At 64.0% G+C, this 20,634-nt stretch carries 16 protein-coding genes; 11 read left to right on the forward strand and 5 right to left on the reverse strand.

The window, feature by feature from the left end; all coding sequences use genetic code 11:
• The first annotated feature begins 85 nt into the window (after nucleotides 1–85).
• The 5 genes from AT984_RS17985 to AT984_RS18005 all read left to right on the forward strand — a co-directional run bounded on the left by AT984_RS17985 (nucleotide 86) and on the right by AT984_RS18005 (nucleotide 5,203).
• Nucleotides 86–1,348, forward strand: a complete 1,263-nt coding sequence (locus AT984_RS17985; RefSeq protein WP_058721279.1) for an acyl-CoA dehydrogenase family protein — start codon at nucleotides 86–88, stop codon at nucleotides 1,346–1,348.
• A 122-nt stretch (nucleotides 1,349–1,470) separates the two neighbouring features.
• Complete coding sequence (locus AT984_RS17990) at nucleotides 1,471–2,961, forward strand: sensor domain-containing diguanylate cyclase (protein WP_058721280.1); 1,491 nt, start codon at nucleotides 1,471–1,473, stop codon at nucleotides 2,959–2,961.
• A 22-nt stretch (nucleotides 2,962–2,983) separates the two neighbouring features.
• On the forward strand, nucleotides 2,984–3,526 hold the full coding sequence (locus AT984_RS17995; protein ID WP_058721281.1) for an adenine phosphoribosyltransferase: 543 nt from the start codon (nucleotides 2,984–2,986) through the stop codon (nucleotides 3,524–3,526).
• A gap of 295 nt (nucleotides 3,527–3,821) precedes the next feature.
• On the forward strand, nucleotides 3,822–4,055 hold the full coding sequence (locus AT984_RS18000) for a DUF2805 domain-containing protein (protein WP_156422097.1): 234 nt from the start codon (nucleotides 3,822–3,824) through the stop codon (nucleotides 4,053–4,055).
• 44 nt (nucleotides 4,056–4,099) lie between these two features.
• Nucleotides 4,100–5,203, forward strand: a complete 1,104-nt coding sequence (locus tag AT984_RS18005) for a hypothetical protein (RefSeq protein ID WP_058721283.1) — start codon at nucleotides 4,100–4,102, stop codon at nucleotides 5,201–5,203.
• Nucleotides 5,204–5,418: 215 nt separating this feature from the next.
• On the opposite strand, the gene mnmE is transcribed toward AT984_RS18005, so the two are convergent.
• The gene (gene mnmE, locus AT984_RS18010) at nucleotides 5,419–6,810 is read right to left on the reverse strand and encodes a tRNA uridine-5-carboxymethylaminomethyl(34) synthesis GTPase MnmE (RefSeq protein ID WP_058722442.1); all 1,392 of its coding nucleotides are present in this window, start codon (nucleotides 6,808–6,810) and stop codon (nucleotides 5,419–5,421) included.
• Between the two features lie 666 nt (nucleotides 6,811–7,476).
• On the opposite strand from mnmE, the gene AT984_RS18020 reads away from it, so the two are divergent.
• The 3 genes from AT984_RS18020 (at nucleotide 7,477) to AT984_RS23685 (ending at nucleotide 11,768) form a co-directional block, all read left to right on the forward strand.
• Entirely contained in the window at nucleotides 7,477–7,995 is a 519-nt protein-coding gene (locus tag AT984_RS18020; protein ID WP_058721285.1) for an ECF-type sigma factor, read from the forward strand.
• A complete protein-coding gene (locus tag AT984_RS18025; RefSeq protein WP_197418160.1) occupies nucleotides 7,992–10,679 on the forward strand; it encodes a serine/threonine-protein kinase in 2,688 nt (895 codons plus the stop codon). The genes AT984_RS18020 and AT984_RS18025 overlap by 4 nt, the downstream gene beginning before the upstream one ends.
• A 141-nt stretch (nucleotides 10,680–10,820) precedes the next feature.
• The gene (locus AT984_RS23685) at nucleotides 10,821–11,768 is read left to right on the forward strand and encodes a hypothetical protein (RefSeq protein ID WP_156422098.1); all 948 of its coding nucleotides are present in this window, start codon (nucleotides 10,821–10,823) and stop codon (nucleotides 11,766–11,768) included.
• Between the two features lie 165 nt (nucleotides 11,769–11,933).
• On the opposite strand, the gene yidC is transcribed toward AT984_RS23685, so the two are convergent.
• The 4 genes from yidC to rpmH are packed head-to-tail and all read right to left on the reverse strand — an operon-like array spanning nucleotide 11,934 to nucleotide 14,631.
• Nucleotides 11,934–13,658: a membrane protein insertase YidC gene (gene yidC, locus AT984_RS18040; RefSeq protein WP_058721289.1), complete on the reverse strand. Its 1,725-nt coding sequence runs from the start codon at nucleotides 13,656–13,658 to the stop codon at nucleotides 11,934–11,936.
• Nucleotides 13,655–13,987 (reverse strand): membrane protein insertion efficiency factor YidD, encoded by a 333-nt coding sequence (yidD, locus tag AT984_RS18045; RefSeq protein WP_082680148.1) that lies wholly within the window; start codon nucleotides 13,985–13,987, stop codon nucleotides 13,655–13,657. The genes yidC and yidD overlap by 4 nt, the downstream gene beginning before the upstream one ends.
• 18 nt (nucleotides 13,988–14,005) lie before the next feature.
• Complete coding sequence (locus AT984_RS18050; RefSeq protein WP_197418161.1) at nucleotides 14,006–14,464, reverse strand: ribonuclease P protein component; 459 nt, start codon at nucleotides 14,462–14,464, stop codon at nucleotides 14,006–14,008.
• 32 nt (nucleotides 14,465–14,496) lie between these two features.
• Nucleotides 14,497–14,631, reverse strand: a complete 135-nt coding sequence (gene rpmH, locus AT984_RS22580; protein ID WP_054021782.1) for a 50S ribosomal protein L34 — start codon at nucleotides 14,629–14,631, stop codon at nucleotides 14,497–14,499.
• Nucleotides 14,632–15,124: 493 nt separating this feature from the next.
• Between rpmH and dnaA the strand changes: the two genes are divergently transcribed.
• The 3 genes from dnaA to gyrB all read left to right on the forward strand — a co-directional run bounded on the left by dnaA (nucleotide 15,125) and on the right by gyrB (nucleotide 20,564).
• A complete protein-coding gene (gene dnaA / locus AT984_RS18055) occupies nucleotides 15,125–16,612 on the forward strand; it encodes a chromosomal replication initiator protein DnaA (protein WP_156422243.1) in 1,488 nt (495 codons plus the stop codon).
• 124 nt (nucleotides 16,613–16,736) lie between these two features.
• On the forward strand, nucleotides 16,737–17,858 hold the full coding sequence (gene dnaN / locus AT984_RS18060; RefSeq protein ID WP_058721292.1) for a DNA polymerase III subunit beta: 1,122 nt from the start codon (nucleotides 16,737–16,739) through the stop codon (nucleotides 17,856–17,858).
• Nucleotides 17,859–17,969: 111 nt separating this feature from the next.
• Nucleotides 17,970–20,564 carry a DNA topoisomerase (ATP-hydrolyzing) subunit B gene (gene gyrB / locus AT984_RS18065; RefSeq protein WP_082680150.1) on the forward strand — a complete coding sequence of 865 codons (2,595 nt, stop codon included), beginning with the start codon at nucleotides 17,970–17,972 and terminating at the stop codon, nucleotides 20,562–20,564.
• Nucleotides 20,565–20,634 lie beyond the last annotated feature (70 nt).

The following is a 20,634-nucleotide window of genomic DNA, read 5'->3' on the forward strand; positions in this document are numbered from 1 at the left end:
ACATGCTATGCCGCCTGGGTGACAGGCAGCGCGACGATCTTGCGCCACACTGGGCTTCAGCGCAGCCAGCGCCTAAGGACACAGGATGAACTTCGATTACAGCCCCAAGGTACAGGAGATGCAAGCGCGTCTGCTGGCCTTCTTCGACGCCCACATCTACCCGAATGAGCGGCGCTTCCTGGAGGAGGTGGAGGCCAACCGCCGAGCAGGCAACGCCTGGGTGCCCACCCGCTTGATCGAAGAATTGAAACCCCTGGCCCGCCAAGCCGGCCTGTGGAACCTGTTCCTGCCCAAATCGACGCGGGCGCCCGAGGGTTTGTCGAACCTGGAATATGCGCCTTTGTGCGAGATCATGGGCCGCGTCAGCTGGGCCGCCGAGGTGTTCAACTGCTCGGCGCCCGACACCGGCAATATGGAGACCATCGAGCGCTACGGCACCGAAGCCCACAAGACACAGTGGCTGGAGCCGCTGCTGCGCGGCGAGATGCGCTCGGCCTTCTTGATGACCGAGCCGGCCGTGGCCTCCAGCGACGCCACCAATATTGAATGCCGCATCGAGCGCGATGGCGATGACTACGTCATCAACGGCACCAAATGGTGGTCCTCCGGTGCCGGCGACCCGCGTTGCGCCATCTATGTGGTGATGGGCAAAACCAACCCCGAGGCGGGGCGGCATGAGCAGCAATCCATGGTGCTGGTGCCCGCCAACACGCCCGGCATCACGGTCGTGAGGCCGCTCAGCGTTTACGGCTACGACGACGCGCCGCACGGCCATATGGAAGTGCAGCTGAAGAACGTGCGCGTGCCGGTCAGCAATATCTTGTTGGGTGAAGGGCGCGGCTTCGAGATCGCCCAAGGCCGGCTTGGCCCCGGGCGCATCCACCACTGCATGCGCTCCATCGGCGCGGCCGAGCGGGCACTGGAGCTGATGTGCCAGCGGGCCATCTCGCGCACCGCTTTCGGCAAGACGATTGCCCAGCAGACCGTGACGCAAGAGCGCATCGCCGAATCACGCTGCATGATCGAGCAAGCCCGCTTGCTGACCCTCAAGGCCGCCTACATGATGGACACGGTGGGCAATAAGGTCGCCAAGGCCGAGATCGCCATGATCAAGATCGTGGCGCCGAATATGGCGCTGCAGGTGATCGATTGGGCCGTGCAGGTGTTCGGCGCCATGGGCGTCAGCGGCGATACCCCGCTGGCCCTGATGTGGGCCCATCAACGCACCCTGCGCCTGGCCGATGGCCCGGACGAGGTGCACCGCAACTCCCTGGCCAAGCTGGAACTGTCGCGCCACATGAAGCTGCCGGGTGGCGAGGTGCAAATGCCCATCACCCGCGGCAGCTGAGCCACGGCGCTGCGCGGCGCGAGGGAGATTTGCAAGTGGGTGTTGCAAGCAGCTGACCTAGCGTCATCACCCTCATTGGGGGGAGCGTGACGAACTGGGGGGAGGCTCTAGACTAGGCGGCAATGAATCGCCTGTTTTTCCCCCTTCAACTGCGCTCCTGGCTGGGCTTGACTGCCCTGGCAGGCCTCAGCCTGCAGGGCGTGCTCTTGTTTTTGATCTGGCCGGCGGGCGTCTTGCCCTCGGCCTTGATGGCGCTGGCCCTGCTGCTGAGCCTGCTCTGCGTGGTTTTGACGGTGCAGGAAATGCGCCGCCTGCGCAAGCGCGGCAAAGATCTGCGCCGCACCCTGGACGAGGCGCTGGAGGCCTTGCCCGCCAGTGTGGAGATCTTCGACCGCAATGACCGCTTGATGGCCTACAACCGCAAGCTGCACGAGATCTATCCGCATATGCAAGACGCCTTCCGGCGCGGCGCCAGCTTCGAGACGCTGGTGCGCGCCTCGCTGGCGCAGGGCCGCATTCCGGCCGCCTTCGGGCGCGAACAAGAATGGCTGGCCGAGCGCCTGCAGGCCCGCAAGCTGCAGCGTGAGCCGCTGCTGCAGAAGATTCACAACGACCGCTGGCTGCGCATCTACGAGCGCCATATGCCCTCGGGTGGCGTGGTCGGGGTGCGCATGGACGTGACCGATCTGATCCAAGAGCAACAGCGCCTGGAAGCCAGCCAAGCCCATTTGCAGGCCTTTGTGCGCGCCACCCCCAATGGCGTGCTGACCCTGGACACCGCCGGCCATGTGCTGGAGCTGAACCCCGCTTGCGAGCGCCTGTTCGGCTACTCGGCCGAGGAAATGCAAGGCAGCCACATCAATCTGCTCTTCGGCCGCGAGTTGCTGCGGCCCGGGCGCGCCTTGGCCGACACCTTGGGCGAGCCCATGGAAGTCAATGCCCAGCACCGCCACGGTGAGGCCATGACCCTGCAGCTGAGCATGGCCGAGGTGCATACCGAAACCACCCACCGCTTTGTCTGCATCCTCACCGACCTGAGCGAGCGCAAGCGCCAGGAGCTGGCCCTGCAAGAAGCCAACGCACAGCTGGCGCGGCAATCCACCACCGACGGCCTGACCGGCATCGGCAATCGGCGCCTGTTTGACCAATCCCTGCAACAGGAATGGCAGCGCAGCGCCCGGCACGCGCAAAGCCTGGCCTGCCTGATGGTGGACATTGACCACTTCAAGCAATTCAACGACCACTACGGCCATGTGGCCGGTGACGACTGCCTGCGCCGGGTGGCCGCGCTCTTGCGCGCCTGTGCCGGGCGCAGCGGTGAATCGGTCTGCCGCTACGGCGGCGAAGAATTCGTCATCCTGCTGGCCGGCTGTGACCTGGCCCAGGCCCAGTTGGTGGCGCAACGCTGCCTGGACAGCCTGCGCTTGGCCGCCATCGAACATGCCGCCTCGCCCCTGCGCAAGCCGCTCAGCCTGAGCATCGGCGTGGCCGCCTGCGTGCCCCATGCCGACCTGGCCGCGCAAAGCCTGATCGAGCAAGCCGACGCCGCCCTGTACCGCGCTAAACAAGCCGGCCGGGCACGCATGGCCGTACAAACCCAAGCCGCAGCCTGAGCTTGAGCCGGATAATCGGGGCATGAGCAATGCCACCGACATCATCCGCCGCCACATCCGTACCGTGCCTGACTGGCCGGCCCCGGGCGTGCAGTTCCGCGACATCACCCCGCTGCTGTCCAACCCGCGCGTGTTCCGGGTCTTGATCGATGTCTTCGTGCATCGCTATTTCGACGTCAAGCCCACAGCCATTGCCGGGCTGGACGCGCGCGGCTTCATCATCGGTTCGGTGCTGGCCTACGAGCTCAATATCGGCTTCATCCCGATCCGCAAAAAAGGCAAGCTGCCCTTCACCACGGTGGAAGAAAGCTACGCGCTCGAGTACGGCAACGCCACGGTCGAAATCCACACCGACGCGGTGCACCCCGGCGACCGCATCGTGCTGATTGACGACCTGGTCGCCACCGGCGGCACCATGCTGGCCGGCGCCCGCCTGCTGCAACGCTTGGGCGCCGAAGTGGTGGAAGCCGCCGCCATCGTCGACCTGCCCGAACTGGGCGGCTCCGCCAAGATCAAAGCGGCCGGGCTGCCGCTGTTCACCATGGTGGACTTTGAGGGAACTTAAGTTCTTGTGTGACAGACCGCCCGAGTGAGCGTAGCGAGGGAGTAGCTCTGTCACCAACTGATTGAGTGCGTTCTTGCGTGACAGACCGCCCGAGCGAGCGTAGCGAGGGAGTAGTTCTGAGGCCGCACAGCCAAGCCGGAAGGCTTGGCTCGGCTGCCGAAGGACTTGCCGCGATTCCAGCGGCAAGGCTATCACCAACTGATTGAGCGGGTTCTTGCGTGACAGTCCGCTCGTGCGAGCCTAGCGAGCGCGTCACCCCACTGACTTGCGCCACCAGAACGGCGACAATAGCGCCATGGCCAAACCAATTCCCCGCCTCTCCGCCGACCAAGTCAAGCGCATCGTTGCCACCGCCTGGGAGGATGTGCCGCCCTATAACAAGGTGTTGATGGAGCACGGCCTGGGCCCGGGCGAGCTGGTGCAGTTGATGAAGCGCCAGCTGACCTCGAGCGCCTACAAACTCTGGCAGGCCAATGGCAAGGGCGTGAAAGCGCCGACCAAGAAGCCGGTCTGGCCTTACGGCAAGTAAGTAAGCGAGCAAGCCCTGCTGAGCCCGCGCGGCAAAGAGTTGAGATGAGCAAATCCATCAAGCATCTCTTGCTGGCGCTGGCCATTTTGCTGGCGCTCTACGCTGGCGCCTCGGTGCTGGCCACCCTCTCACAGCTGGCCAATGCGGCCGACCGCATCTACTCGGGTGCCGGCCAATACCTTTTCTGGGCCTTAACGGCCCTCTTCGCCGGGCTTGCCGCCACGCCCTGCCTGCTTTATCTGCGCCTGCCCAAGCCGCTGATTCCGCCAGCCGACCGCAGCGAGCCGGCTTTCAGCATCTATCAGGCTGACTTGCTAGTCGCGCTGCGCCGCAACCCACTGCTGGCCGGCAGCCCGCTCAACACCCCCGACGATTTGCCCGCCGCCCTGAGCCTGCTCAACGCCAAGGCCGATGAAGAAGCGCTGCAAGCCGCCAGCGCCACCTTCGTCAGCACCGCGCTGATGCAAAACGGCCGGCTTGATGGCCTGCTGGTTTTGCTCAATCAGCTGCGCCTGGTGTATCGGCTGATGGCGGTCTATCACGTGCGGCCCTCGCCGCGCCAGGCGCTGTATGTCTACGGCAATGTCGGGGCGGCGATTCTGATCGCCTCCAGCATCGAGGACATTGATTTCTCCGAACTCGCCACACCCATGATCAGCGCCGCCGCGCCGGGCCTGGCGGCCAATCTGCCGGGCTTGGGCGGCATCTCGCGCTTGCTGACCAATAGTCTGGCCAACGGCGCAGCCAATGCCTTTTTGACCCTGCGCGTGGCCATGCTGACCAAGCAATACTGCGCCGCGCTGGTTCAACCCGAGCTGGAGGCCACCCGCCGCAGCGCCTCGGTGGCCGCGCTGGCGCTGCTGGGCGTGGTGACGCGCGACTGCGGTGTGCGGGTGGCCAAGAGCGTTTTCAAAGCCACCGGTGCCGTGTTCACCGATGCAGCCAGCGCGACCGGCCAGGGCGTCAAAGACGCCACTCAAAGCGTGCTGGGCGCCACCGCCCAGATGGGCAGCAAGGTCGGCCGAGCGCTGGTTTCATCGGCTGACAGTGCCAAGCTGCTGGGCCTGAAGGCGGTGCGCTTGGGGCGCAAGGCGGAGCCTGGGGTGCAGGTCGCCTTGGAGTTGGGGGATGAGGGGAAGGACAGCTGAGGAACTTTGCTTGGCGGCTGGGCAGGTCAAAGCCACAGGCTGGTCAACGAGGGCGGAGCGGCTGCGCAAGTCCAACCCCAAGCTTAATCAGTGGGGTCGGAGCTGCTGCGCAAGTCCAACCCCAGCTAGTCAGTGGGGTCGGAGCTGCTGCGTAGGTCCAACCCCAAGGCTAATCAGTGGGGTCGGAGCTGCTGCGCAGGTCCAACCCCATGTCTTTATTTGCCTATACAGAACTTGCTGAATATCTCCCCCAGCAAGTCATCCACCGAGAAGGCCCCGGTGATTTCGCCCAGGGCGTCGTGGGAGAGGCGCAATTCCTCGGCCAGCAAGTCCAGCGCCGGGGGCTGCTGGGTGGAGACGGCCACCGCCAGGGCCAGATGCTCGCGGGTGCGCTTGAGCGCCTGCACATGGCGCTCGCGGGCGATGAACAGGCCTTCCGGCGTGGCATGCCAGCCGGCGTGCTGGAGCAGGCTTTGGCGCAATTCGTCTAAGCCGGCACCGGTCTTGGCGGAGAGCTTCAAGGCATCCTGAGGCAAGACCTGACCCTGAGGCGTGAGCACGGTGTCGGCCTTGTTGAACACTTGCAGAATGCGCGCCGGGTCCACGCCGCCCAAGCGGGCGCGAATCTCGGCATCTTCGGCTTCGTAGTCGGCATCGCCAACGCGGCTGAGGTCATGCAAGAACAGCACCACATCGGCCTCGGCAATCGCGTCCCAGCTGCGCGCTACGCCGATGCGTTCCACCTCATCGGTAGCGTCTCGCAGGCCGGCGGTATCGCTGATGTGCAGGGGCACGCCTTCGATCTGAATCGTCTGGCTGACCTTGTCGCGCGTGGTGCCGGGGATGGCGGTGACGATGGCCAGCTCGGCCCCCGCCAAGGCGTTGAGCAGCGAGCTTTTTCCCACATTCGGCTGGCCGGCCAGCACCACCTTGATGCCCTCGCGCAGCAGCGCACCTTGGCGGGTGCGATCAAGCACCGCCTCGAGTCGAGCCCGCAAACGGTCCAGCCGCCCGAGTGCATCGGCCTGCTGCAAAAAGTCGATCTCTTCTTCGGGGAAATCCAGCGTGGCCTCGACCAGCATGCGCAGCTTGATCAAGGCATCGCGCAACTCGCCCACCTCACTGGACAGCGCGCCGGCCAGGGCGCGGCTGGCGCTGCGTGCGGCCGCTTCGGTGCTGGCGTCGATCAGGTCGCTGACGGCCTCGGCCTGCGCCAGATCCAGCTTGCCGTTCAGGAAGGCACGCTGGGTGAACTCACCCGGCTCGGCCAGGCGCATGCGCAAATCCAGCGCTTGGCCCACTTCCATGCAACGCGCCAGCAGCAGTTGCAAAACCACCGGGCCGCCGTGCGCTTGCAACTCCAGCACATGCTCGCCGGTGTAGGAGTGCGGGGCCGGGAAGTGCAGGGCCAGGCCCTGGTCAATGGCCTCGCCGCTGGCGGCACGAAATGGCAGATAGCAGGCCTCGCGTGCTTTCAAGGCCCGGCCGCACAAGGCCTGCACGAAGAGGGTCAGGTCTTGCGCAGACGAAACGCGCACGATGCCGACGGCACCGCGCCCGGGAGCGGTGGCGATGGCGACGATGGGGTCTTGATGGCGGGAGAGCATGGGGGGATTTTCCGCCATTGTGGAAAGCTGGCCCCAAAACAAAACTCGCTGAGCCTGCGAGGTGCAGAGTCAGCGAGTGGGTAGTGGCCTGCAACGTTGAAATGGGAGTGGAAAGGCTTGCGAGATGGGCAGCATGGCAAGGCGCAAAGCACAGCGATGCCCTGAGGCATCGCGAGCATTTGCAACGCAGCCGGGCGGTCCATATCGCGAGCAAGGACACTTCCGATTTCAGCGTTGCAGGCCACAAATTGGCGCGGGGGAGGCAGAGGCACAGCGCTCGCATGAGCCTGGGCCGGGTGCCGTTCACGAACCGGCCAAACCATGTCTGGTTCAGATCGGTCGCGATGTTCTTCCCCGCATGACTTGATTTAAGTCGAGTTCGCTCAAACAAAAAAGCCCCCCAAGCGGGGGTAGTGGAAGCGCCAGCAGTGGCGGTGTGACTTAGTGCCGAATCCACTCGAATCGCGCCAGAACCCCGATGGCTTGGGCGATTGAAGCGATTCCTCGGCCCACGCTGCACCGGTTTCCGCCTCACCGTGGACGTGAATCTTGCCGCCGCCTCGCGTTGCGCATGCGCGTCAGCTGAGGCGCTCGGCTGTGAGCGGCCTGGCCCTGGCGCGGCATGATGGTGGCCGCCAAAGGAACTCGCGCTTGATAGGACTCGTTTTGACTCAAGAAGAAGTACAGGCCAGCCCCTTGCTGGAGGAGGAGCTTTACCGGGATCTCAAGGCCATGGCCCGCCAGCGCCTGCGGCGCAGCGGCCCCATGACCTTGCTGGACACCACGGCCTTGGTGCATGAAAGCTGGTTCCGGCTCTCGCGCCGCGCCGACTGGGCCGCCATGGGGCGCGAGCACTTCATGGCTTATGCGGCCACGGCCATGCGCTCGCTGGTGGTTGATTACGCGCGCGCCCGGCAGGCCGCCATACGCGGCGGCCAGGCCACCCATCTGCCATTCGATGAGCTGCCCACCCTGGCGCATCGCGACGAGGAATACCTGGCCTTGCACGAAGCGCTGACCGACCTGGGCCGCAGCGACCCCGGCCTGGCGCGCTTGGTGGAGCTGCGCTTTTTCGTCGGGCTGGAAGAAACCGAATGCGCGGAACTGCTGGGCGTAGCCCGGCGCACCGTACAACGCGATTGGCAAAAGGCACGCGCCGTACTCTGGACCCTGTTGACCCCATGAACGCACCGATGTTGCAACACTGGGCCCAGATCGAGCCTTTGCTGAATGAGCTCTTGGCCCTACCCGAAGCCCAGCGGCCCGTATTTCTGGATCAGTTGCCCGCCGACCAGCAAGTCTGGCGCGACACGCTGGAGCAGCTGATGCGCGCTGACGCCGCCGCCGATGCGGCCGGCTTTCTGGAGCAAGCCGCCAGCCTGCCGCTGGGCAGCACCGCGCCCGGGCAAAGGCCCAATGCCTGGCAAGCCAATCAGGTGCTGGGGCCCTGGCAATTGATCAAGGAGCTGGGTCGCGGTGGCATGGCCAGCGTCTGGCTGGCGCGCCCGGCACATGGTGAATTCCAGCGCGAAGTGGCGCTCAAGCTGCCGCACAGCCCGACGCCCCATCTGGCCGAGCGCTTCCGGCGCGAACGCGATGTGCTGGCGCGGCTGAACCATCCGGGCATCGCGCGCTTGTTCGATGCCGGCGTCACCCCCGAAGGCCTGCCCTGGCTGGCGATGGAGCACGTGCAAGGCCAGGAGCTGCTGGGCTGGTGCCAGGCCCAGCAATCCACGGTCAGGCAAGACCTGACCCTGCTGCTGCAGATCTGCGATGCGCTTCAATATGCGCATGGTCAACTGGTGGTGCACCGCGACATCAAGCCCGCCAACGTCCTGGTGCAGGCCGATGGCCAAGCCAAGCTGCTGGACTTCGGCATTGCGCGCTTGCTGGAAGATGCCGACGAGCCCGAGCAGACCACGCTGACCCAGCTGGGCCAACGCCCGATGACGCCGGAGTACGCCTCGCCCGAGCAGGTGCGCGGCGAAGCGCCGGGTGTGGCCTCTGACGTTTACGCGCTGGGCGTGCTGGCCTACCGCCTGCTCAGTGGCCAAAGCCCCTATGCCGGCGCCATGGCCCAACACCGCCACGCGCTGGAGCAGGCGATTCTGGAACTCCGCCCACCGCCGCCCTCACAACAGGCCCAAGAACCGACACGCCGCAAGGCCCTGCGCGGTGACCTGGACACGATTGTGCTGAAAGCCCTGGCCAAGGAAGCCGGCCAGCGCTACGCCACCGTGGAAGCCATGGCCGCCGATCTGCGCCGGCATTTGGATGGCAAGCCGGTACTGGCCCGAGCACCGTCCTGGCGCTATGTGGCGGGGCGCTTTGTGCGGCGGCATCGGCTCGGCGTGGCAGCCAGTGCACTTGCCGTGCTGGCCTTGCTGGGCTCCACGGCCTGGGCCTTGCGATCCGCCAGCCTCGCGCGGCAGGAGGCCGCACGCTCGGATGCCATGTACGGCTTTGTGGTGGGCCTTTTCAATCCGAACAATTCGCCACAGCCCGATATTCGCGAACGCGATATGCCGGTGCGGCAACTGATTGAACGCGGCGCCCAGCGCGTGCTCGACACGCTGCAGGACCAGCCCCAAGCCCGCGCCCGCTTGCTGGCGGATTTGTCCACCCTGACCCAGCAGCTCGGGCTCAATGCGCTCGCAAAGCAACTCGCCGCCGAGCGCGTGCAAATGGCGCAGCAAACTAGTGGCCCGCAAAGCGTGGCCTATGCGGATGCACTGCTGGGCCAGCGCGATGGCTGGGAGGCACAAGGGCAATACAAGGAAGGCTACGAAGCCGCGGAGCAAGCGCTGGCCATCTATCAAGCACACAAGGAGCGTGACCCGATCAAACTGGCGCGGGCGCACATGACGCTGGGGGGCTTCGGCGCCCGGCTGCACGCCGCAGGTGATGAAGACATTGCGCATCTGCGGCAAGCGGCGGCCTTGTTGGAGCCCGTCAAAGGCCCCAGCACCCTGGGCACCGTGTATGAGCAATTGATGATCTCCCACCTCAGCCTGGGCCGCACGGAAGAGGCTTTTCAAGACGCCATGGCCGGCGCCAATGCCAACCGACGCTTGTGGGGGAGTGAGGACTGGAAGACCGGCGCCTCCGAAGATCAGGCCGGTGCCCTGGCCGCGATGACCCTGCGCCCTGAGCAGGCCCAGAACCTGCTGCAACACGGCATAGACATCATTCGCCAAAGCATGGGGGCCGATGCGCTGCTGTTAGCGCGAGGGGAGGCCAATTTGGCCCAGCTGCTGTTTGCGGGCGAGCACCGCGCCGAGGCCATGCGCCATCTGCAAGAAGCGCAACGCATCGCGCAACTGCCTGCGCACACGGGGCAAAAAGCCTTTTCGCTGACCATCGCCGCCACCACACTGGAATTGGCCCTGCGCGCCCAAGACTGGCCGCAGCTGCGCCAGAGGTGCAAGCCCTGGGGTCAGGACGTGCAAGCACCTCAGCCGACGATGCGCTTGCGCATCATCCAAGCCTGCAGTGCCAGCGCCATCCACGAGCAAGATCTGGAACGGGCCGAAGCCTTGCTGGCACAGGGCCGACTGGTGCTGAGCCAGAGCTTCGCCAAAGTCCCCGCCAGAGGCGCCGTGCTTGCGCTGCGAGCCGGGGAGCTGGCCTGGGCCCGGGGCGATCGCTCAGCAGCGATTGCCGCGTGGCAAGACTGCTTGAAGCAAGCCGATGACACGGGCCTGGCTTGGCAGGCGCAGGCCTGGCGTCGTCTTGTTCAAGCACAGGCCATGGACCCCGAGATGAACGCCCGGCTGAACACCTTCCGGCAGCGTTTGCTCAAGGCCGGTGGCTCCAAGTACTACGCGGAGTTTCTTGCGCTGCTTGATGGCCCAGCCACGCCGGCGTGAGTCGGCATGAGTCGGCTGTAAAGCCGTGCCGCTGAAAAATTTGCATTGAGGTCGCAAGGCCTGGCGCTTGGCCGCCCGTCCTTCCGTTAAGCAGTCTGAAGCAGGCTCATTCCCGAGCCCGCCACCTTGTAAGGACTTGCGATGAACAACGGAAAACGAATCGGAACCACAGCGCTGACTGCGGTGGCTTTGGCGGCCTTGCTGAGCGCCTGCGGTGGCGGCGGCGGCAACTCAGACGGCAGCGCACCTGCACCTGCACCTGCACCTGCACCTGCACCTGCACCTGCACCAGCGCCAGCGCCAGCGCCAGCGCCAGCTCCTGCTCCTGCTCCTGCTCCTGCTCCTGCTCCTGCGCCAGCACCGGCACCGGCACCCGCTCCTGCTCCCGCACCGGCTCCGACGCCTGCACCCGCCTCGGTGTGCAGCGGCAATAGCTGGCTGGCGCCCACCTACGATGTCTACAGCACGGCCAGCCCCACCGCCACGGCGACCATGGCGAACTATTACGGCAGCAGCAGCACGGCGCCCACGCAGTGCATTTCGGTCGGCAACACTCTGCAGGTCACTAGCAGCGATGGCTTTAACCAAGTGGTGAGCTGGGCCGACCCGATTGCCAACAACGCCACCAGCGTCGGCAGCATGCTGAACAACGGCAACCTCTTGTTCACCTGCCTCAGCGGCAGCTACAAGACCAACCATCTGGCGGTGCGCTCAGACACGGGTGCGGCGGTGTTCAAGGGCAGCACGGCACGCTTGATGCTCGGCACCGCCTTCGCTTTCCGCTCGCTGGAATGTGGCCCCAACGGAACGAGCACCCTGCGCGACGCGACCACGGTGACCGTCGCCGCTGACCTGGCATCGGCAACAGTCACCGACACCACGACCAGCCCGGCCTCAGTGACGACTTTCACCGCCGCCCAGCTCGACGCCCTGTTCAGCCCCAGCGGCCTGGTCACCGGCAGTGGCAAAACGCTGCGCTGGGTGCTTTATGTGGTGCCGGTGAGCACAGGGCTCACCAAGCAGGTCATCGTTCACACCGCCGTGCAAAGCGACGGCAGCGTCAACGTGTTCTCCTTCGTGCAGCCCTGAACGCCGTCCAGGGTCAGCCATCGAAGCCAAGGCCCCCCGCCATGGAACTGAGGATGGCGTGTTGGCCCGCAGCAGCTGGCATTTGGCTGCCCGGCAGACGTTTCAGCGCTCGCCCATGAAAAAAGCCCCCGCATGCGGAGGCTTTTTCTTTAGCTTGGGCTGGCTCTAGTTCGTCACGCCCAGCTGCTTGTTGATCATCCATTGCTGGGCGATCGACAAGATGTTGTTGGTCAGCCAGTACAGCACCAGGCCGGACGGGAAGACGAAGAACATGAAGCTGAAGGCCAGCGGCATGAACCACATCATCTTGGCTTGCATCGGGTCCGGCGACTTGGGGCCCAGGGCCACTTGCAGCAAGCTCGACAGGGTCATCAAGATCGGCAAGATGAAGTAAGGGTCCTTGGTGGACAGATCGGTGATCCAACCCAGCCACGGCGCGCCGCGCATTTCAACGCTGGACAGCAGCACCCAGTACAAGCCCATGAAGAAAGGCATCTGCAGCAGGATGGGCAAGCAGCCACCGACCGGGTTGACCTTCTCTTCCTTGTAGATGCGCATCATTTCCTGCTGCATCTCTTGCGGCTTGTCCTTCAGGCGCTCACGCATGGCCTGAATCTTGGGGCCGACGGCCTTCATCTTGGCCATGCTGCGGTAGGCGCTGGCGTTGAGCCAGTAGAACGCCGCCTTCAGCAGAACGACCAGGGCGATGATGGCCCAACCCCAGTTACCCAGCATGCCGTGCAGCTTTTCCAGCAACCAGAACAGCGGCTTGGCCAAGATGGCGAAGATGCCGTAGTCCTTGGCCAGTTCCAGGCCAGGAGCCAGGGCAGCCAGCTTTTTCTCTTCCAGCGGGCCGACGAAGAGCTGGTCGTCACGGCTCTGGCTGGCACCCGGTGCCAGGGTGGGCATGGTGAAGACCATGCCGACGGCATATTGCGTGGGCGCTGCGCCCTTGACCTGGTTGACGAAGAACTCACGCTGACCGGTGCCGTTATGCAACCAGGCGCTGGCGAAATAGTGCTGCACCATCGAGACCCAGCCGTTGTCGGCATGCTTCTCGATTTCAACCTTGCCCTTGTCGATGTCCTTGAACTCGACCTTGTGGAACTTGCTCGACTCGTTGTACAGAGCCGGGCCGGTGAAGGTGGAGGTGAAGCTGCTGCCCTGCGGGCCGGCCACACCGTCACGCACCAATTGCACATAAACCTGCGGGGTCACGGCAGCGGCGCCGGCGTTGACCACCTCGTGGCGCACGCCCACCACGTAGTCGCCTCGCTTGAAGGTGAAGGTCTTGACCAGCTTGACGCCACCCACCACGGGCGACTCCATGCGCACGGTCAGCTCATTCATGCCGTCTTTGAGTGTGCGCTCACCGGGCACAACGCTCATCAAAGTGTTGTGCGTCGGCAATTGCTCGCCCTGGCTGCCGACCAAACCGGTCTGCGCCTTGTAGCTGCGGGTAGCGGCGTCCAGCAAAACGATGGGCTTGCGCTCCACCACATGCTTTTGCTTGATGCCCACCATTTCCAGAATCGGGTCGAACAGACCCGGCTCCGGTGCGTCCAGATAGCTCAGCAGCTCCACACGGCTGACATCACCACCCAAAGTGTCCAGGGTGACGTTCAAGACATCGGTCTTGACCAGCACTTTTTCGTTCACCTGAGCCACGGGCGCGGGCGCCTCGGCACCGGCCACGGCGGCCGCACCTGGCAGGGCGGCGGGCGTCGGCACGCCGGTCGCGCCGGGCGCTGAGGGCGCGGTCGCTACGGCCTTGGGCGCTGCCGGGCTGAACATCGACGGGTGCCCATTGTGTTTTTGCCAGCCGTCCCACAGCAGGACGAGGGACATGGTGAACACCACCCACAGCACGGTGCGGCGTATATCAGTCATGGGGAAGCTTCTGGAGTAGGAGGACGAGGGGACACCGGCTTGCTCAGACCCAAGTGGGCGAACAGGCGCGGCGCATGCTCGGGCACGCCATCATGGCCACCCGCACAAAAAGGATTGCAACGCAGGATACGGTATGCCGCCAAGTAAGTGCCCGCTGCGGCGCCGTGGCGCTGCAGGGCTTCAATGGCGTAGACCGAGCAGGTCGGGCTAAAGCGGCAGGACGCACCCAGCCAAGGGCTCAGCATGAGCCGATAGCCGCGCACCAAGCCAACGGCCAAGCGTTCGGCCAGGGAGGCGCGCGTCGGGCTGGAGGCGGTGCTGCTGCTCATTGTCTGGCGCGACCAGGTTCAAGCCTTGCGTGGACCGTTCAGCACGCGGCCGAGCAGTTGCTGCAATTCGGCACGCGCAGCAGCGCGCAGCGCCTCGGACGAGGCGCTGGGAAAAAGTTTGCGATCAAAGGGCGAACGCAAGCGCACCACCCACAAACCGGGTGGCAGCAAGGGCTGTTGCTCGAAAGCGGCACGAATCTGCCGCTTCAGCAGCGAGCGCGTGACCGAGCGTTTGGCATGCCGTTTCGGCACCACCACACCCAGCCAAGCGCCCTCGGGCGGCAACTCTTCCACAGGGCTGTGGGCGACTTGTGTATCGCCTGTTGATAACTCGCCTTGAGCTGTGGACAAAGCCAGCGCCAAACGGGCGGGCTTAGGCAGCTTCGACGGCATCGCAGCCAAGTGATGCACAGCAAAGTGATTGCTACGCGCACGGCTGGGCTTGCCCAGCACGCGTTCAAAATCGGCCGATCGCACGATGCGGCCAATCACAAGACCGGGGTCTTGGCTCAGACAGCCAGACGCTTACGGCCCTTGGCGCGGCGCGCAGCGATGACAGCGCGGCCGCCGCGTGTCTTCATGCGGACGAGGAAACCGTGAGTGCGGGCGCGACGGGTCTTGGATGCTTGGTAAGTGCGTTTCATGATGGAGGCCTCTTGAGAAGGTCTAAGGACGTCGGGTGACGCTTTAGCTGTTGTTGGCGAAAAATCGCCGGATGCAAATAGATTTGCGCTCTGCGGTGCAGTCCTCAGGCAACTGCCCACAAGGGGCGGCGGCCTGCGGGATACCCCGCGCCAGAGCGCTTTCAATGCCTTTGGCTCCTGCCAAGCTTGTGCCTTGCTTGAAGTCAAGCTCGGCCAAGGGCTACGCAAGGTTGACTAGCAACCTGCTCACTCCAACATCATCCAGCGTCCGGAAAACCCGCGATTACAACAAATTTCTGCCACTAGGTCAATCCCTGAGCACAAAGCCATCGGGTTTACCTGACATTGACGGGCTCGAAAAAACTGTGGATAACCTTGGCTTGGCCGGCCCTAAACCCGTACAATTCGGCCGCTCTAGAACAAGTTTTCCACAATGAGCGTAGATATGCAAAGCGTAGGGATGCAAGGCGAGAATTCGCAGGGCGCAGACACGCTGGGAGCGGACCTTTGGCAACGCGGATGTGAGCGTTTGGCCACCGAGTTGCCCGAACAACAATTCAACACCTGGATTCGCCCCTTGCCGCCGGCCATGGTGGCCGAAGGCGTGGGCGCCGATGGCCTGGTGTTTTCGCTGCGGGTGCCCAACCGCTTCAAGCTGGACTGGATCCGCAACCAGTACGCCGGCCGCATCGAATCCATTTTGACCGAGTTGGCCGGCAAACCGGCCCGCCTGGAACTGGCCCTGGCCGCCCGCGAACCGATGGCACGCGCCGTGGCCGCTCCGGCAAATACCGTCGCCGCCAATCAGCCCATGGCTGTCGGCCAGGTGCTGCACAACGGCCTGCGGCCGGTGTCCGCCGGCCCGAGCCCAGCCCCAATGGCGCCCGCCAATGGCCCGCTCACTCACGGCCAGCCCGTGGCGCAAGCCCCTGCGCCGCAGAACCTGCCGCCCAGCGCCAGCCGCCACCGCATCAATAGCGCGCTGACTTTTGACAACCTCGTCCCCGGCCGCGCCAACCAGATGGCACGCACCGCCGCCCTGCATGTGGCCGGCGCACCGGGTGCGATGTACAACCCGCTGTTCATTTACGGCGGCGTGGGCCTGGGCAAGACCCATTTGATCCACGCCGTGGGCAATGCCTTGCTGAAGGACAAGCCCGATGCGCGCGTGCTTTATCTGCACGCCGAGCAGTTCATCTCCGACGTGGTGAAGAACTACCAGCGCAAGACTTTTGATGAGTTGAAGGCCAAGTACCACTCGCTCGATCTGCTGCTGATCGACGATGTGCAGTTCTTCGCCGGCAAAGAGCGCACGCAGGAGGAGTTCTTCAACGCCTTCGAAGCCCTGCTGGCCAAGCGCGCCCACATCATCATGACCAGCGACACCTACCCCAAGGGTCTGGCCGATATCGATGAGCGCCTAACCAGCCGTTTCGACGCCGGCCTGACGGTGGCTATCGAGCCGCCCGAGCTGGAAATGCGCGTGGCGATTCTGATCAAAAAGGCAGAAGCTGAGCAAACGCCCATGCCCGAGGACGTGGCCTTCTTCATCGCCAAGAATGTGCGCGCCAACGTGCGCGAGCTGGAAGGCGCGCTGCGCAAGGTGCTGGCCTACAGCCGCTTCAGCCACAAGGAAATCAATATCCAGCTGGCCCGCGAGGCGCTGAAAGACCTGCTCTCGATCCAGAACCGCCAAGTGTCTGTGGAGAACATCCAGAAGACGGTGGCCGACTTCTACAAGATCAAGATCGCCGATATGTACAGCAAGAAGCGCCCGGCCAGCATTGCCCGGCCGCGCCAGATTGCCATGTACCTGGCCAAGGAAATGACGCAAAAGAGCCTGCCCGAGATCGGCGAGCTGTTCGGCGGCCGCGACCACACCACCGTGCTGCACGCGGTGCGCAAAATCGGTGGCGAGCGGCAGAAGAACACCGAGCTCAACCAGCAATTGCACGTGCTGGAACAGACGCTCAAAGGCTGATCGACCGCCCGGCCAAACACTTGGCCGCAAAGACATGGTTTCCATGCGGCAGAAACAGCCCATAACTAAGTCAAAATGCGCGGTGTTTCGCGCGCGCGCTCCAGACAAATGAAAAGAGGTTGACATGATTGTGTTGAAAGCCACCCAGGACAAGGTACTGACCGCCTTGCAGGCCGTCGCCGGCATCGTCGAGCGGCGTCACACCTTGCCCATCCTGGCCAATGTGCTGATACGCAAGACCGGCGGCTCGCTGGAGCTGACCACCAGCGACCTGGAAATCCAGGTGCGCACCACCGCCGAGCTGGGCGGTGATGCGGGCGACTTCACCACCACCGTGGGTGCGCGCAAGCTGATCGACATCCTGCGCTCCATGCCTTCGGACCAGACCGTCTCGCTGACGGCCAACGCCTCCAAGCTGACGCTGCAGGGTGGCAAAAGCCGCTTCACCCTGCAGACCCTGCCCTCGGATGACTTCCCCCTGGTGCAAGAGGCGGCCGACTTCGGCCCCGCCTTCAGCGTTCCGCAAAAGACGCTGAAGCACCTGATCAACCAGGTGCACTTCTCGATGGCGGTGCATGACATCCGCTATTACCTGAACGGCATCTTGTTCGTCGCCGAAGGCAAGAACCTCACGCTCGTCGCCACCGACGGCCACCGCCTGGCCCTGGCCCAGGCCGAGCTGGAAACCGAAATCCCCAAGCAAGAAGTCATCTTGCCGCGCAAGACCGTGCTGGAACTGATGCGCTTGCTCAAAGACGGCAAGGGTGAAGACGATAGCCAGCCCATCGAGATGCGCTTCGCCGGCAACCAGGCCAAGTTCAGCTTCTCGGGCATGGAGTTCGTCACCAAGCTGGTGGAAGGCAAGTTCCCAGACTACAACCGCGTCATCCCCAAGAACCACAAGTTCAATGTGACCCTGGGCCGCACGACGCTGCTGTCCTCGCTGCAGCGCGCTGCGATTCTGACCAGCGAAAAGTTCAAGGCCGTGCGCCTGAGCTTCGAGCCGGGCCTGCTGAGCATCGCCTCCAGCAATGCTGAGCAAGAAGAGGCCAAGGAAGAAATCGAAATCGATTACGGCGGCGACCTGATCGAAACCGGCTTCAACGTGACCTATCTGATGGACGTGTTGCAGAACATGAGCCAAGACATGGTCAGCATCGATTTGAACGACAGCTCGGCCAGCGCCCTGATCACCATCCCTGAGCAGAGCGGCTTCAAATACGTCGTCATGCCCATGCGCATCTAACGACAGCTAACGAATCAATCAAGCGGGCTTGTGGTTTTCTAACCCGGCCCGCTTCAGTGCTTTTAAAGGCATGCGCGCAAGAGGCCATGCCGGTGTGAGAGAGAGTTCCAGATGACCGATGTTTCGAACCAAGACGCCACCCCCGAAGGTAACAAGGCCGAAGGCCACGGCCCCGAGGGCCTGACCGACAAGCAGCAAGCCGCCGTCACGGCAGAGGCCAGCTCCGGCGCGGTGTACGGCGCCGATTCGATCCAGATCCTCGAAGGCCTGGAAGCCGTGCGCAAGCGCCCCGGCATGTATATCGGTGACACCTCCGACGGCACCGGCCTGCACCATCTGGTATTCGAAGTGGTGGACAACTCCATCGACGAATCGCTGGCCGGCCATTGCGACGACATCATCGTCACCATCCACACCGACAACTCCATCAGCGTCAGCGACAACGGCCGGGGCATCCCCACCGACGTCAAGATGGACGACAAGCACGAGCCCAAGCGCAGTGCCGCTGAAATTGCACTGACCGAGCTGCACGCCGGCGGCAAGTTCAACCAGAACAGCTACAAGGTCTCGGGCGGCCTGCACGGCGTGGGTGTGAGCTGCGTGAACGCGCTCTCCAAGCACCTGCGCCTGACCGTGCGCCGCGAGGGCAAGGTCCACCAAATCGAATTCAAGAAGGGCGTGCCGCAAGACCGCCTGCTGGAAATGCGCGATGACAGCGCGGGCACCGCCTGGGAAGTCAGCCCCATGCGCATCGTCGGCGAGACCGACAAGCGCGGCACCGAAGTCCACTTCCTGCCCGACGACGAGATCTTCACCAACGTCGATTTCCACTACGAAATCCTGGCCAAGCGCCTGCGCGAGCTGAGCTTCCTGAACAACGGCGTGAAGATCCGCCTGGTCGACGAGCGCAATAACAAGGAAGACAACTTTGCCTACGCCGGCGGCGTGAAGGGCTTTGTCGAGTTCATCAACAAGGGCAAAAACACCCTGCACCCCACCATCTTCCACGCCCAGGGCGACAAGATCAGCGAGCAGGGCACCAACGTCGGCGTTGAAGTCTCGATGCAGTGGAACGAGAGCTACAACGAAAACGTGCTCTGCTTCACCAACAACATTCCGCAGCGCGACGGCGGCACCCACCTGACCGGCCTGCGCGCCGCCATGACCCGGGTGCTGAACAAATACATCGTGGACAACGATCTGGCCAAGAAGGCCAAGGTCGAAGTGGCCGGCGACGATATGCGCGAAGGCCTGGCCTGCGTGGTCTCCGTCAAGGTGCCCGAGCCCAAGTTCAGCTCGCAGACCAAAGACAAGCTGGTGTCATCCGAAGTACGCGCCCCGGTGGAAGACATCGTCAGCCGCCTGCTGACCGACTTCCTGCTTGAGAATCCGATCGACGCCAAGATGATTTGCGGCAAGATCCTCGACGCCGCCCGCGCCCGCGAAGCCGCCCGCAAGGCCCGCGAAATGACCCGCCGCAAGGGCGTGCTGGACGGCATGGGCCTGCCCGGCAAGCTGGCCGACTGCCAGGAAAAAGACCCCGCGCTGTGCGAAATCTACATCGTGGAGGGCGACTCCGCCGGTGGCTCCGCCAAGCAAGGGCGCGACCGTAAGTTCCAGGCCATCCTGCCGCTGCGCGGCAAGATCTTGAACGTCGAGAAAGCGCGTTATGAAAAGCTGCTGACCAGCAATGAAATCATCACGCTGATCACCGCCCTGGGCACCGGCATCGGCCGCGGCGCCGGCAGCGACGACTTCAACCCCGATAAGCTGCGCTACCACCGCATCATCATCATGACCGATGCGGACGTTGACGGCGCCCACATCCGCACCCTGCTGCTGACCTTCTTCTACCGCCAGATGCCCGAGCTGTGCGAGCGCGGCCACATCTACATCGCCCAGCCGCCGCTCTACAAGGTCAAGGTCGGCAAGCATGAGCAATACCTGAAAGACGGCACCGAGCTCGACGCCTTCTTGCTGAAGGTGGCGCTGCAAGACGCCGCCCTGCACACCGGCATCGGCGACGCGGTGCTGAGCGGCGAAGCCCTGGAGGCACTGGCCAGCAAATACGTGCTGGCCGAAAGCGTCATCAGCCGCTTGTCCAACTGGATGGACTTTGAAGCGCTGCGCTGCTTGTCCAGCGGCCTGGCCATCAATATGGACAGCAAGGACAACGCCGAAGCTGCCGCAACGGCCATGCAAGGCGCCCTGCACGACGCCGTGGTCACCAGCGAATACGACGCCCGCACCGACAAGTTCTTCCTGCGCATTGCCCGCAAGCAGCATGGCAACACGCGCTCGTCCATCATCAACGCCGACTTTGTGCACAGCGCCGACTACGAAGTGCTGGCTACCGCCGGCGTCACCTTCAAGGGCCTGATCGGCGAAGGCGCCATCGTGCGCAAGGGCGAAGGCGAGAAGGCCAAGGAAAGCAAGGTCGTCGACTTCCGCACCGCCATGGCCTGGCTGATGCAACAAGCCGAAAACTCCGTCGGCCGCCAGCGCTACAAAGGCTTGGGCGAAATGAACCCCAGCCAGCTCTGGGAAACCACCATGGACCCCAACGTCCGCCGCCTGCTCCGCGTGCAGATCGACGACGCCATCGAAGCCGACCGCGTGTTCACCATGCTCATGGGCGACGAAGTGGAACCACGTCGTGATTTCATTGAGACCAACGCATTGCGTGCGGGGAATATCGACGTCTGATTTTTTCGAATCGCGTAGGCCGCCAAATTAATTGCGACTCGCGCCACTCGTTTGCGACTGGCGGACGTTA

It is taken from the genome of Paucibacter sp. KCTC 42545, assembly GCF_001477625.1.
In the GTDB taxonomy this organism is placed as follows: domain Bacteria; phylum Pseudomonadota; class Gammaproteobacteria; order Burkholderiales; family Burkholderiaceae_C; genus Paucibacter_A.